Source organism: Azospirillum sp. 11R-A, from assembly GCF_049472615.1.
Lineage (GTDB): Bacteria > Pseudomonadota > Alphaproteobacteria > Azospirillales > Azospirillaceae > Azospirillum > Azospirillum palustre.
Map to the genome: position 1 here is coordinate 348,294 of NZ_JBCEBL010000003.1, position 12,540 is coordinate 360,833.

Genomic DNA, 12,540 nt, shown 5'->3' on the forward strand with positions numbered 1-12,540 from the left:
GGGCGGCGCATCCTACACCGCTGCGCGGGGAAGTGCCGCCCCCGTTCCCGTCATGTCAGGAAAATGTGACGCGCAGAGGGCGCGAACAAGAATTCGCCGGCGCAGAAGGGGTAAGCCGCCCCTCGCCGGCACGTCTCAGCTGCGCTGCGAGCCGTGCAGCCAGCGGAAATAGCTGTCGATGGTCCGGGCCAGCGACTTGCCCAGCCGCTCGCGGTGCGTGCCGGAGGTCAGCAGACCGACGTCCTGCCGGTTCGACAGATACCCCATCTCGATCAGCGCCGACGGCACGTCGGGCGCCGTCAGCACGGCGAAGCCGGCCTGCCGGTGCGGCCGGCTGGAGATCAGCGGCACGTCGCGCCCCAGAGTCTGCAACGCCAGCGTCGCGAAACGCTTGGAATGGTTCATCGTGTCACGCTGGGCCAGATCGATCAGGATGTTGGCGACCAGCTGGTTCTCGCCCGACAGGTCGAGACCGACCAGGGCGTCGGCCTTGTTCTCCTTGGCTGCCAGCATCTCCGCCTCGCGGTCGGACGCCTTGTCGGACAGGGTGTAGATCGACAGGCCGCGCATGTCGCCGCTGCTGATGCTGTCGGCATGCAGCGAGATGAACAGGTCGGCCCCAGCCTCGCGCCCGATGGCGACGCGGTCGCGCAGGCGGATGAACACGTCGCTGTCGCGGGTCAGCTTCACCCGGTAGCGGCCGGTCGCCTCCAACTGGCGCTTCACCTCCCTGGCGGTGGCGAGCGTGATGTCCTTCTCATAGATGCCGCCGACGCCGATGGCGCCGGGGTCCTGGCCGCCATGGCCGGGGTCGAGCACGATCAGCGGCTTTTCCGCCACCGTCGGCGGCTTGTTGTCCGGCAGCGGCGGAGCGACGGGCAGAGCGGCCGGGATCAGCTGGGCCGGCGGGATCGGCGGCAGCGGGGCGAAGGGCGGCGGAGCCGAAACCGTGCTGGCGGGATCGGCGGCGGGCGGCGAAGGCTGCGGGGCCGGAACCGGGGCCGGAACCGCCATCGCCGACGACACGATGGACGACATCGTCAGCTGCCCCTTGCCGCCGACCTCCTTCGCATCCCTGCCGGCCGCGGCCAGCTGCCGGAACTCGGCCGGCGTCGTCTTTTCCAGGTCGAGGACGAGACGCGGCTGATGGCCGTCGCGCGCCGGGATCATGTAGCCCTCGCGCAGCCGGGCGGGACCGACCGTCTCGAAGGTCAGCCGCGTGCCGCGCGGGCCTCCGGCATGGTGGTAGCGCGCGACCACCCCCTTGCCCTCCACCGGCAGCGACCCGCCGGGCCAGATCAGGTCGGGCAGATCGACGACGATGCGGTAGGGATCGGCGGCGACCGACACGGTGAAGGACACCGGGTCGCTCAGCTCCAGCACGAAGCGGGTCTTGTCCGGATGGATGCCCAGCCGGGCATCGACCACCGCCGTGCGCGGCGGCGCCGACGGCAGCGCCGCCGTGGTCTGCGCCGTCACCGGCCCGGCCGTCATCCCGGCCGATCCGAAGCCCAGCAGCACAAGCGCCAGCAGAAGCACCCCGAGGACACGGCCAACCGATCTCCGCGGCGAACGGGCGGAATGCGGCTGGCGGTCGGGTGCGGCGGCGGCGGGCAGGCTGGGCGGCCGTGGCATCAAATCTCCTCGGCGGCAGAGGGTGTGCGGCAATGGGCAAGCGACGGAAACACGCGCTGGACGACCAGCTATAGCCCAGCCAATTCAACGCTCTCAACGCGGATCGTCATGCCCTTAGTCAATTCCGGCCGGGGGTGCCGTTCCTGCAACAGTGAACAGGACGGCAAGCCTCGGCGTGGCCGGATCATACCCCGGACGGGTTGCCCCGGTGGAAGGTGGCAGCCCGGCTTCCCCGCGACGAACTTGTTCGCCGAATCGGCGCATTTCCGCGTTGTGCAAGAGGGATCGCTTGTCTATGGTATCTTTGCGACAGACCGCAATTCGCCAGACCAGGGTCGGACTCCCAAGGTGAGCGCCGATTCGCTGATCCCCGGACATCGATCCCATCGAGCCGAAGGTCAGCCGATCGCCGGTCACGGGGCTTACCCAAGGGGCTGCGGCGTCGCCCTCGACACCGCCTGTCCGGCCATCCGCGCCGGAGGGACGTCGCGGGGTGGCGCGTTCGGGTTGGCGGTGAGAGGACGAAACCTCGAAGCTGGCTGTGGCCGCAAGGCGGCAGCCCGGCGCGTGTCGACCGGGCCGTCCTGGCTGCTCTCGTCAGCGCCGTTCGGCGGTTCCGGTCCGTCGTGCCGTATGCTTCGCCCACAACAGACGCTGCGTCCAGGCGGCCCGACCGGTCGCGCGGGTTCCCTGGGTCGCGCCGTTGAGGATCGTATATGGCCAAGCGCATGCTGGTGGACGCCACGCACCCGGAAGAAACCCGGGTCGCAGTGGTCAATGGCAACCGGCTGGAAGAACTCGATTTCGAGATCGCCAGCCGCAAGCAGCTGAAGGGCAACATCTACCTGGCGAAGGTGACGCGGGTCGAGCCTTCGCTCCAGGCGGCCTTCGTGGAGTATGGCGGGAACCGCCACGGCTTCCTCGCCTTCTCCGAAATCCATCCCGACTATTACCGCATTCCGATGGCCGACCGCGAGGCCCTGCTGGCCGAGGAACGCCGGCTGGAGGAGCAGGCGGAAGCCCGGGCCGAGGCCGCCGCCGACGGCGCCGTGATGGCCGAGCCGATCCGCCCCGAGCAGGTGGTCGAGGAATGGTCGCCGATGCCCTCCCCCATCGCGCCCGAGGCGTCCGATGAGGAAGACGGCGACGACAGCGGCGAAGACGCCGAGGCCGGCGACGAGCAGGCCGTCCCGTCCGAGGGCGCCGCTCCCGACACGCTCGGCGGCGACGAGGACGAGGAGGCGGAGACCCAGCGCCGCCGCTCGCGCCCGCTGCGCTCCTACAAGATCCAGGAAGTGGTGAAGCGCCGGCAGGTCATGCTGGTGCAGGTGACGAAGGAGGAGCGCGGCAACAAGGGTGCGGCGCTGACCACCTACCTGTCGCTGCCCGGCCGCTACTGCGTCCTGATGCCCAACACCGGCCGTGGCGGCGGGATTTCCCGCAAGATCACCAACCCGGCCGACCGCAAGCGCCTGAAGGAAATCCTGTCGGATCTCGACATTCCCGACGGCATGGCGGTGATCCTGCGCACCGCCGGGCTGGAGCGCTCCAAGCCCGAGATCAAGCGCGACCTGGAATATCTCCTGCGCCTGTGGGACGACATCCGCGAACAGACGCTGAAGTCGTCGGCGCCCTGCCTCATCTATGAAGAGGCGAACCTGATCAAGCGGTCGATCCGCGATCTCTACGCCAACGACATCGACGAGATCTGGGTCGAGGGCGAGGCCGGCTTCCGCACGGCGCGCGAGTTCATGGACATGCTGATGCCGGGCCATTCCCAGCGCGTCCAGCTGTACCGCGACAGCCAGATCCCGCTGTTCCACCGCTATCAGGTGGAAACGCAGATCGACGCCATCCACAGCCCGGTGGTGCAGCTGCGCTCCGGCGGCTACATCGTCATCAACCCGACCGAGGCGCTGGTCTCCATCGACGTCAACTCCGGCAAGTCGACCCGCGAGCGCAACATCGAGGAAACCGCCTACAAGACCAACCTGGAGGCCGCCGACGAGGTGGCGCGCCAGCTGCGTCTGCGCGATCTGGCCGGCCTGATCGTCATCGACTTCATCGACATGGAGGAGCCGCGGAACAACGCCGCCGTCGAGCGCCGCATGAAGGAGGCGATGAAGAACGACCGGGCGCGCATCCAGCTCGGCCGCATCTCCGCCTTCGGCCTGCTGGAGCTGTCGCGCCAGCGTCTGCGTCCGTCTCTGCTGGAGACCAACTTCGAGCGCTGCCCGCACTGCTCGGGCACCGGCGTCGTCCGGTCGGTCGAATCCGCTTCGCTGCACGTCCTGCGCGCCATCGAGGAAGAGGGCATCCGCAAGCGCTCGGCCGAGATCACCATCTTCGTCCCGACCTCCATCGCGCTCTACATCCTCAACCAGAAGCGCGGTGAACTGGCCAAGATCGAAGAGCGTCACGCCTTCAGCGTGATGGTCCAGGCCGACGACACGCTGATCGCCCCGGATCACCGTCTGGAGCGCAACAAGGCCCGCCTGGCCGACGAGGACGCCCCGCTGGTCAGCGCCGACCGCGTGATGGCCGAGACCGACCGCGCGCTGGCCGCCGAGCCGGTCGACATGGTGGAAGAGCCGGAAGTCGAGACCGAGGCCGTCCAGGTCGAGGAGACCGGCGAGCGTGCCGAAACCAACGGCGAGGGCAATGGCGAAGATCGCCGCCGCCGCCGCCGCCGCCGCCGCGGCCGTGGCCGTGACCGCGAGGACGGCCGGACCGACGGCGACAACGCCGAGGGCGATGCCGAGACGGACGAGGGCGATCAGGATGCCGGCCAGGACGCTGGCCAGGACGCCGATGAGAGCGTTCTGCCGGTTGCCGCCGAAGCCATCCCCGGTGCCGCCATCTCCGAACCTGCGGCCGACTCCGCCGACGCCGACGCTGAAGGCGACGACGAGGATGAGGATGACGGCGAGGACGAGACCGGTGCCGATGCCGGCGAGCGCAACGGCGATGGCCGCAAGAAGCGCCGCCGCGGCAAGCGCGGTGGCCGTCGCCGGTCGCGCCGCGAGGGTGCGGAAGGCCTGGAGGGCGGCGAGGACGCCGGCGACCAGCAGCCCGCCGCCGCTCCGGTCCAGGGCGCTCCGGTCCAGACGGCGCAGGCTTCGGCCGAGGCGAGCGATCTCGACTGGATCCTGGCCGGCGAAGCCGCTCCGGCGGTCGAGGAAGCTCCGGTTCCGGTGACCGCGCCGGCCCCGGCTCAGGCCGAGACCGCCGCCAAGGCGCCCGCCAGGAAGGCGTCGCGCAAGCGCAAGGCCGCCGCCGAGGCTCCGGTCGAAGCCGCGCCCGAGCCCACCCCGGCGGTCGTCGCCGAAGCGCCGGCCAAGGGCCGCAAGCGCAAGGCCGCTGCCCCGGTCGAAGCGCCGGTGGAAGCCGTTGCCGAAGCCACGCCGAAGAAGGCGGCGCGCAAGCGCAAGGCCGCCGCCGAGGCTCCGGTCGAAGCCGCGCCCGAGCCCACCCCGGCGGTCGTCGCCGAAGCGCCGGCCAAGGGCCGCAAGCGCAAGGCCGCCGCTGCGGTCGAAGCGCCGGCGGAGACCGTTGCCGAAGCCGCGCCGAAGAAGGCGTCGCCGCGCAAGCGCAAGGCTGCTGCCGAGGCCCCGGCCGAAGCCGCCGCCAAGCCCACCCCGGCCGCCACGCCGGCCCCGGCTCCCGAGCCGGCTGCGGCTGACAACGACGCCGATGCCGACGCCGATGCCAAGCCGCGCCGCGGCTGGTGGAAGCGGTAAGCCCAACGGCCCAACCGGGACCTCTGGAACGGGAAAAGGCGCCGCAAGGCGCCTTTTCCTTTTCCCGGACGTTATCACCCCTGCCACAGGACAGGTCGGACCATGAGCAAGGCCTTCACCCGCGAGAACGACACGCAGGACGACGACGACCTCGACGATCCGGCACCGTTGCCGCAGGGCTTCAAGAACTACATGACCCCGCCCGGCTTCCAGCGCATGCAGGAGGAACTGCGCCACCTGCTGCGGGTGGAGCGGCCGAAGGTGGTGGAGGTGGTGTCCTGGGCCGCCGGCAATGGCGACCGCTCGGAGAATGGCGATTATCTCTACGGCAAGAAGCGCCTGCGCGAGATCGACCGCCGCATCCGTTTCCTGAACAAGCGGCTGGAATCGGCGGTGGTGGTCAATCCGCAGGACCAGAAGAACCGCGAACAGGTCTTCTTCGGCGCCACCGTCACCTATGCCCGCGAGGATGGGGCGGAGAACACCATCACCATCGTCGGCGCCGACGAGGTCGACCCCGACCGCGGCCATGTCAGCTGGATTTCCCCCATGGCCCGCGCCCTGCTGAAGGCGCGGAAGGGCGATCTGGTGGATGTCCGCACCCCGGCCGGGATGGAGCAAGTCGAAGTGCTGGAGATCCGGTACGCGGACTGACGGAAGGGGCGGCAACCCGCCCCCCGCCAGACTTTATTCTGCTGCCGGCTGGTAGATTTCCCCGCCCGACTGGCGGAACTTCTCCGACATCTCGGCCATGCCGGATTCCGCGGCGTCGCGGATTTCCTGCGTGATCTTCATCGAGCAGAATTTCGGCCCGCACATCGAACAGAAATGCGCGGTCTTGGCGCCTTCCGCCGGCAGGGTCTCGTCGTGATAGGCCATCGCCGTGTCGGGATCGAGCGACAGGGCGAACTGGTCGAGCCAGCGGAAGGAGAAGCGGGCGCGCGACATGGCATCGTCGCGCAACCGCGCCGCCGGGTGACCCTTGGCAAGGTCGGCGGCATGGGCGGCGATCTTGTAGGCGATGACGCCGGCCTTCACGTCGTCGCGGTCGGGCAAACCGAGATGCTCCTTCGGCGTGACGTAGCAGAGCATCGCCGTGCCGAACCAGCCGATCATCGCCGCACCGATGGCGCTGGTGATGTGGTCGTAACCCGGCGCGATGTCGGTCACCAACGGCCCCAGCGTGTAGAAGGGCGCCTCGCCGCACAGCGCCAGCTGCTTCTCGACATTGTGCTTGATCTTGTGCATCGGCACATGGCCCGGCCCTTCGATCATCACCTGCACGTCGCGCGCCCAGGCGATCTTCGTCAGTTCGCCCAGGGTCTCCAGCTCGGCGAACTGGGCGGCATCGTTGGCATCGGCCTGGCTGCCCGGCCGCAGCCCGTCGCCCATCGAGAGCGCCACGTCATAGGTCCGGCAGATCTCGACGATGTCGGCGAAATGGTCGTAGAGGAAATTCTCGCGGTGATGCGCCAGGCACCATTTGGCGATGATCGAGCCGCCGCGCGAGACGATGCCGGTCACCCGCTTGGCCGTCAGCGGGATGTGGGCCAGCCGCAGGCCGGCATGGATGGTGAAGTAATCGACGCCCTGCTCCGCCTGCTCGATCAGCGTGTCGCGGAACAGCTCCCAGGTTAGGTCCTCGGCCTTGCCCTTGACCTTCTCCAGCGCCTGATAGATCGGCACGGTGCCGATCGGAACCGGGGAGTTGCGCAGGATCCATTCACGGGTCTGGTGGATGTCGGCGCCGGTGGACAAATCCATCACGGTGTCGGCGCCCCAGCGGATCGACCAGACCATCTTCTCCACCTCCTCCTCGATGGAGGAGGTCACGGCGGAGTTGCCGATGTTGGCGTTGATCTTGGTCAGGAAGTTGCGGCCGATGATCATCGGCTCCGACTCGGGGTGGTTGACGTTGGACGGGATGATCGCCCGCCCGCGCGCCACCTCGTCACGGACGAACTCCGGGGTGATGAAGTCGGGGATCTCGGCACCGAAATCCTCGCCGTCGCGGGTAGCCTCAAGTGCTGCGGCGCGGCCGAGATTCTCGCGCACGGCGATGTACTCCATCTCCGCGGTGACGATGCCGGCGCGGGCGTAGGCCATCTGGGTCACCGCCACGCCGTCCTTGGCGCGCAGCACGCCGTTGTCGGCGGGCTCGACATCGCCGCGCGCCAGGATCCAGTCGCGGCGGTGCTTGGACAGGCCGGCCCGCACGTCGATGGCGACCGACTCGTCGGTGTAGGGGCCTGAGGCGTCATAGACGGTCAGCGGCGGCTCGCCGCCCGACAGCGCGATCTCGCGCAGGGCGACGCGCAGGTCGGGAAAGCGCGTGCCGGGCACATGGATTTTCCGCGACGACGGCAGCGGGCCGGTCGAAATGCGGATGGCGTTCTCGTTGAAGTCCTTAGGCATTGGGTTTCTCCGTCGGAGTTGGGCGGACAAACCCGGGACTGCGGACGGAGGTGCGGTATCTTCGTGCGGGCCGTTTCGGAATGGTTCCCCGACATGGCGGGGCCGATACGGCCGGACGGGGCGAGATTCGGCCCGTCACGAGGTCCCTCCCTTCGCCGGTATGACCCGGATCAGGTTCGAAGGGTCACCACGCTGCCGGCTTGCGCAGTGCGCCGTCCGGCCGTTGGTATCTCAGCCCCCTGTCGGGACCCCCCTGGAATGCGGCCCATCCTGCCGCCGACGGACGGTCGTGTCAAAAGGAAAGCGCTGCGGACGATCCGCCTGCCATATTGTGGAAATGCGTTACATCCAGCGCTTCGACCGCACATAGACCATCGGCAGCAAGGCCGACAACAGCATCAGCCCCAAGGCGCTGGCATAGCCGAAGGGCGACTGGCTGCCCGGCATTTCGGTGAAGTTCATGCCGCCGATGCTGGCGACCAGGGTCGGCGGATAGAGCAGGACGGTCAGGACCGACACGATCTTGACGATCTCGTTCTGCTCGACATTGATCTGGCCCAGAGCGGTGTCGAGCGCCAGGGCAACCTTGCCGGAGAGGAAGCGGGCATATTGGTCCAGCCCGCGCAGATCCTGCAGCGTGGTCTTGGCCCAGCGCCGAGTCGCCTTGCCGGCGTTCCAGCCATCGCCGCGCGCCAGGAAGTCGGTCATCCGGGTGAGGCTGGCCAGACTGATCCGCGCCTTGCCGATCAGATGGCCGGCATGGCCGATGCGCTTCAGCGTCTGCGCGTCGTCCAGCGTCTCGCCGCGGGAGCGCAGCTTGCGCCCGCGGAAATAGCGGCGGTTCAGCGCATCCATCTCCACTCCGGTCCGCCGCAGCACGACCGACGTGCGGTCGATCATCCCGTCCACCAGTGCGGCCAGCACCAGTTCGCCGCGGGATGCGGACACCTGCCCATGGGTGGCGCGGCGGCGGAAGGCCAGCAGGGCCTGCGGATCGATGTCGTGGATGGTCACCAGCCGCCGGCCGGCCAGCACGAAGCTGACGGTGGCGATGCGCGGCTCGTCGGTGTCGGCCCAGACCAGTGCGGTGACGGTCATGGTCAAGGCACCGCCGGCCACGCGCAGGCGGCTCGACTCCTCGATCTCCGCCATCTGCTCGCGGGTGGGCAGGCCGGTGCCGATCAGCGCCTCCGCCCGCGTCAGCTCGTCGGGCGTCGGGTTGATCAGGTCCAGCCACACGGCGGACTCGGGGAACGGGACCGACTCGTCCGCGGCCTCCCTGTCCCAGCGCAGCAGACCGCCGTCATTGACGAAAACATGCAGCAAGGCTGTGCTCCTTGCATTGGCGCGGTTCGGGCGCCCGACCTAGGTGACGCGGCCACCGCGCCGCGGCTTCGCCGGGGGCGGCGCCTTCTCCCCATCGAGGTCGAGCGACGCGCCCTCGTCCTTCAGCGCCTGCTCCAGCTTGCGGCGGAAGGCGCCGCCGTCCCGCTTGGCGTCGAGGAAATGGCCGACCGCCTCCTTCGCCGCATCGCTGTCATAGGGGACCTTGCCCAAAGCGGCCAGCCTGGCACGCTCCACCAGCTTCGGGTCCATCCTCTCCCGGATGGCCTTCATCTGGCGGAGCAACTCCTTGCGCAGATCGCTCATCGGTCCCCCATGACAGTCCCCTTCGGACAGCGTCAGGCCTTGCCGATCAGGGTGCCGGCGCCGCCCTCGGTGAAGATCTCCAGCAGCAGCGCATGCGGCACGCGGCCATCCAGGATAACAGCGGCATCGACGCCCTGCTCCACCGCGCCGATGCAGGTCTCGATTTTCGGGATCATGCCGCCCGAAGCGGTGCCGTCGGCGATGGCCTTGTGGGCATCCTCCAGTGACATCTTCTCGATCAGCTTCTTTTCCTTGTCGAGCACACCGGCGACGTCGGTCAGCAGGAAGAAGCGCGCCGCCTTCACCGCCGCCGCGACCGCGCCGGCCGCCGTGTCGGCATTGATGTTGTAGGTGTCGCCGTTCACGTCGAAGCCGACCGGCGCGATCACCGGGATGATGTCCGACTGGGCGAGCGCATGCAGGATCTGCGGGTTCACCTTGTAGGGCTCGCCGACGAATCCCAGGTCCAGCACCCGCTCGATGTTGCTGTCGGGATCGCGCTGAACGCGCTCCAGACGGCGGGCGGTGATCAGGTTGCTGTCCTTGCCCGACAGGCCGACGGCACGGCCGCCGGCGCTGTTGATGGCGGCGACGATCTGCTTGTTGATGGAGCCGGCCAGCACCATCTCGACCACCTCGACCGTCTCCTTGTCGGTGACGCGCAGGCCGTCGATGAAGCTGGACTTGATCTTCAGCCGCTCCAGCATCTGGCCGATCTGCGGGCCGCCGCCATGGACGACCACCGGGTTGATGCCGACCTGCTTCAGCAGGACGATGTCGCGCGCGAACAGCTCCGCCAGGCTGGCGTCGCCCATGGCGTGGCCGCCGTACTTGATGACGAAGGTGCTCCCGGCATAACGGCGCATGTAGGGCAGCGCTTCGGACAGGGTACGGGCCTTGGCGAGCCACTCGTCACGGGTGGGAGTCTGCACGGGAGGATGCCCTTTGTCGGGGTGGAGTGTCGGGCTTCTTTAACGGAAAGGCCGGCCGGTTGCCTAGGGGGCAATTTAACGGTCACACACCCCCGTGACGGCCTCCCGCGGCTGCGGTGGCCGTGCCGCCGGCTGGACGCCACAATCCGGCCAGCCGCGTCATCGGCTGCGTCAGCGCGGTCACCGCCACCGCCATCAGCACCATCGCCGAGAAACAGGGGCCGGACAGCACGCCGGCCTCCAGCAGGAGGGTCAGGACGATGACCTCCATCAACCCCTTGCACGGCATCAGCGTGCCGAGCCGGAGCGCATCGGGCCAGCTTTCGCCGGTCCAGCGGGCGGGGAGCGTGGTGCCGGCCATCTTGCCGGAGATGGTGGCGAGGCTGGCGAGGGCGAAGACGGTCCATTGCGCCGGATCGTCCAGCGTCAGGTTCACCTTCAGCCCGGTCAGGGTGAAGAAGAAGGGCAGCAGGATCAGCGTGGCGAAATGCTCCAGCCGGTCGAGGATCGCCGCCGCATAGCGGCGCGGCATCGCACTGCCGGCAATGAAGGCGCCCAGGATGTAATGCAACCCGATCAGTTCGGTCACCGCGGCCGACGCCAGCAGCGCCGCGCAGGTCACCACCACCGCGGTGTCGCCCATCCGCCCGTCCGGGGCCACCCGCTCCAGCAGGCGGTCGAGCAGCGGGCGCACGAGCAGGACCGTCGCCCCGACATAGGCGAAGCCCAAGAGGCCGACCTTCGCCACCGCCCAGGCATCGCCGCCGCCGTTCTCCCCGTCGGCAGTCGACCAGGCCAGCACCGCGGTGATCAGCAGCCAGAGCAGCGCGTCGTTCACCGCGGCATAGCCCAGCGCCAGCCGCCCCACCCGGTCGCCCAGCAAATCCATCTCGCGCAGGATGGCGCCCAGCACCGGCAGGGCGGTGACGCCGACGCAGATGCCGAAGCCGGCGGCGAACAGGCCGGGGGTGGCGTGCTTGCCGGTCATGGCGGGAAAGGCGCCGGCCAGCCACCAGCCCAGGGCTCCGCCCAGCAGGGTCGGCACCAGCATGCTGGACAGCGCCACGGTGGCGAAGGCCCCGCCCCGCCCGCGGAACTCGGCGGGATCGAGATGCAGGCCGGTCAGGAAGGCGAAGAACACCACGGCCATCAAGGCCAGCCCGGACAAGGGCGCAAGCGCCGCCGGCGCGAACAGCACGCCCCACAGATCGGGAACCAGCCGGCCGAGCAGCGACGGACCCAGCGCCACCCCGAACAGAATCTGGACCACCACCATCGGGGCGATGTGACGGCCGCCGCCGAGCCGCCACAGCAGAAACGGCCCGGCGATCAGCAGCAGGGCCTGCATCAGGAACAGCAGCGCGGGAGACAGACCACCCATCGCTGCCGCCCCTTACTCGGCGCCGAGGGCGAGCGCCGCCAGACTGGCGCGCAGCTCCGCGATGCCGGTGCCCTTCTCGGAGCTGGTGACGTGGATATCGGGGAAGGCTGCCGGATGCTTCTTCAGCCCCGCCTGGGTTTCACGCCGGACCCTGTCGAGATCCGCAGCCTTGACCTTGTCCGCCTTGGTCAGCACGACGACGTAGGGCACCGCCGTGCGGTCGAGCATCTCCATGATCTCATGGTCGTGGGGTTTCATCCCATGGCGCGAGTCGATCAGCACCAGCGCCCGGCGCAGGGTGACGCGGCCGCGCAGGAAGCGGCGGACCATGTCGTTCCACGCCTCCACCTTCTCCTTCGACTCCTTGGCATAGCCATAGCCGGGCATGTCCACCAGCTTCAGACGGTTGCCGAGGTTGAAGAAATTGAGCTGCTGCGTGCGGCCCGGCGTGTTGGAGGTGCGGGCCAGCGTCTTGCGTCCGGTCAGCGCATTGACAAGGCTCGACTTGCCGACATTCGAGCGGCCGGCGAAGGCGACCTCCGGCAAGTCGGCCTCGGGCAGCTGGTTCAGCGCATTGGCGCCCCAGACGAAGTCGCACTCCTTGGCGAACAGCAGCCGGCCGGCCTCCAGCGCGGCCTCGTCGAAGCCGGAAACGATGCTGGGGGTGTCGGGGGTCGGCGTGGCGGGGCTGGTCATGACGGGCGCTCTCGTTGGGATCGGCTAAAAAACATACCGCCGGCAGAGGCCCGTCAAGGGTCTTTGCCGGCGGCAGGTCTCAGGCATTCGG

Annotated in this window: 9 protein-coding genes and 1 riboswitch; of the genes, 2 read left to right on the forward strand and 7 right to left on the reverse strand. The window is 69.0% G+C overall.

Annotated elements, in window-relative coordinates; all coding sequences use genetic code 11:
• Positions 1-135: 135 nt before the first annotated feature.
• Complete coding sequence (locus VH569_RS07375) at positions 136-1,635, reverse strand: N-acetylmuramoyl-L-alanine amidase (RefSeq protein ID WP_423314751.1); 1,500 nt, start codon at positions 1,633-1,635, stop codon at positions 136-138.
• Between the two features lie 716 nt (positions 1,636-2,351).
• Here VH569_RS07375 and VH569_RS07380 point away from each other — a divergent pair.
• Positions 2,352-5,375: an Rne/Rng family ribonuclease gene (locus VH569_RS07380; protein WP_423314752.1), complete on the forward strand. Its 3,024-nt coding sequence runs from the start codon at positions 2,352-2,354 to the stop codon at positions 5,373-5,375.
• Between the two features lie 102 nt (positions 5,376-5,477).
• Entirely contained in the window at positions 5,478-6,029 is a 552-nt protein-coding gene (gene greB, locus VH569_RS07385) for a transcription elongation factor GreB (RefSeq protein WP_423314753.1), read from the forward strand.
• Positions 6,030-6,062: 33 nt separating this feature from the next.
• On the opposite strand, the gene thiC is transcribed toward greB, so the two are convergent.
• From thiC to yihA, 6 genes are all read right to left on the reverse strand, one after another.
• The gene (gene thiC / locus VH569_RS07390; protein WP_423314754.1) at positions 6,063-7,790 is read right to left on the reverse strand and encodes a phosphomethylpyrimidine synthase ThiC; all 1,728 of its coding nucleotides are present in this window, start codon (positions 7,788-7,790) and stop codon (positions 6,063-6,065) included.
• A 130-nt stretch (positions 7,791-7,920) separates the two neighbouring features.
• Positions 7,921-8,055, reverse strand: a riboswitch (TPP riboswitch).
• 77 nt (positions 8,056-8,132) lie between these two features.
• A complete protein-coding gene (locus tag VH569_RS07395) occupies positions 8,133-9,116 on the reverse strand; it encodes a magnesium transporter CorA family protein (protein ID WP_423314755.1) in 984 nt (327 codons plus the stop codon).
• Positions 9,117-9,155: 39 nt separating this feature from the next.
• Positions 9,156-9,440, reverse strand: a complete 285-nt coding sequence (locus tag VH569_RS07400; RefSeq protein WP_423314756.1) for a hypothetical protein — start codon at positions 9,438-9,440, stop codon at positions 9,156-9,158.
• Positions 9,441-9,472: 32 nt separating this feature from the next.
• Positions 9,473-10,372, reverse strand: a complete 900-nt coding sequence (gene argB / locus VH569_RS07405; protein WP_098740533.1) for an acetylglutamate kinase — start codon at positions 10,370-10,372, stop codon at positions 9,473-9,475.
• Positions 10,373-10,454: 82 nt separating this feature from the next.
• Positions 10,455-11,753 (reverse strand): cation:proton antiporter, encoded by a 1,299-nt coding sequence (locus VH569_RS07410; protein WP_423314757.1) that lies wholly within the window; start codon positions 11,751-11,753, stop codon positions 10,455-10,457.
• A 12-nt stretch (positions 11,754-11,765) separates the two neighbouring features.
• Positions 11,766-12,449, reverse strand: a complete 684-nt coding sequence (gene yihA, locus VH569_RS07415) for a ribosome biogenesis GTP-binding protein YihA/YsxC (protein WP_423314758.1) — start codon at positions 12,447-12,449, stop codon at positions 11,766-11,768.
• Positions 12,450-12,540: the final 91 nt, after the last annotated feature.

What these genes read in the sequence shown, in the direction of transcription:
- VH569_RS07380 (WP_423314752.1), top strand. Translation starts at nt 2,352, where the DNA reads ATGGCCAAGCGCATGCTGGTGGACGCCACGCACCCGGAAGAAACCCGG.
- thiC (WP_423314754.1), bottom strand. Translation starts at nt 7,790, where the DNA reads ATGCCTAAGGACTTCAACGAGAACGCCATCCGCATTTCGACCGGCCCG.
- VH569_RS07410 (WP_423314757.1), bottom strand. Translation starts at nt 11,753, where the DNA reads ATGGGTGGTCTGTCTCCCGCGCTGCTGTTCCTGATGCAGGCCCTGCTG.
- VH569_RS07375 (WP_423314751.1), bottom strand. Translation starts at nt 1,635, where the DNA reads ATGCCACGGCCGCCCAGCCTGCCCGCCGCCGCCGCACCCGACCGCCAG.
- greB (WP_423314753.1), top strand. Translation starts at nt 5,478, where the DNA reads ATGAGCAAGGCCTTCACCCGCGAGAACGACACGCAGGACGACGACGAC.
- yihA (WP_423314758.1), bottom strand. Translation starts at nt 12,449, where the DNA reads ATGACCAGCCCCGCCACGCCGACCCCCGACACCCCCAGCATCGTTTCC.
- VH569_RS07400 (WP_423314756.1), bottom strand. Translation starts at nt 9,440, where the DNA reads ATGAGCGATCTGCGCAAGGAGTTGCTCCGCCAGATGAAGGCCATCCGG.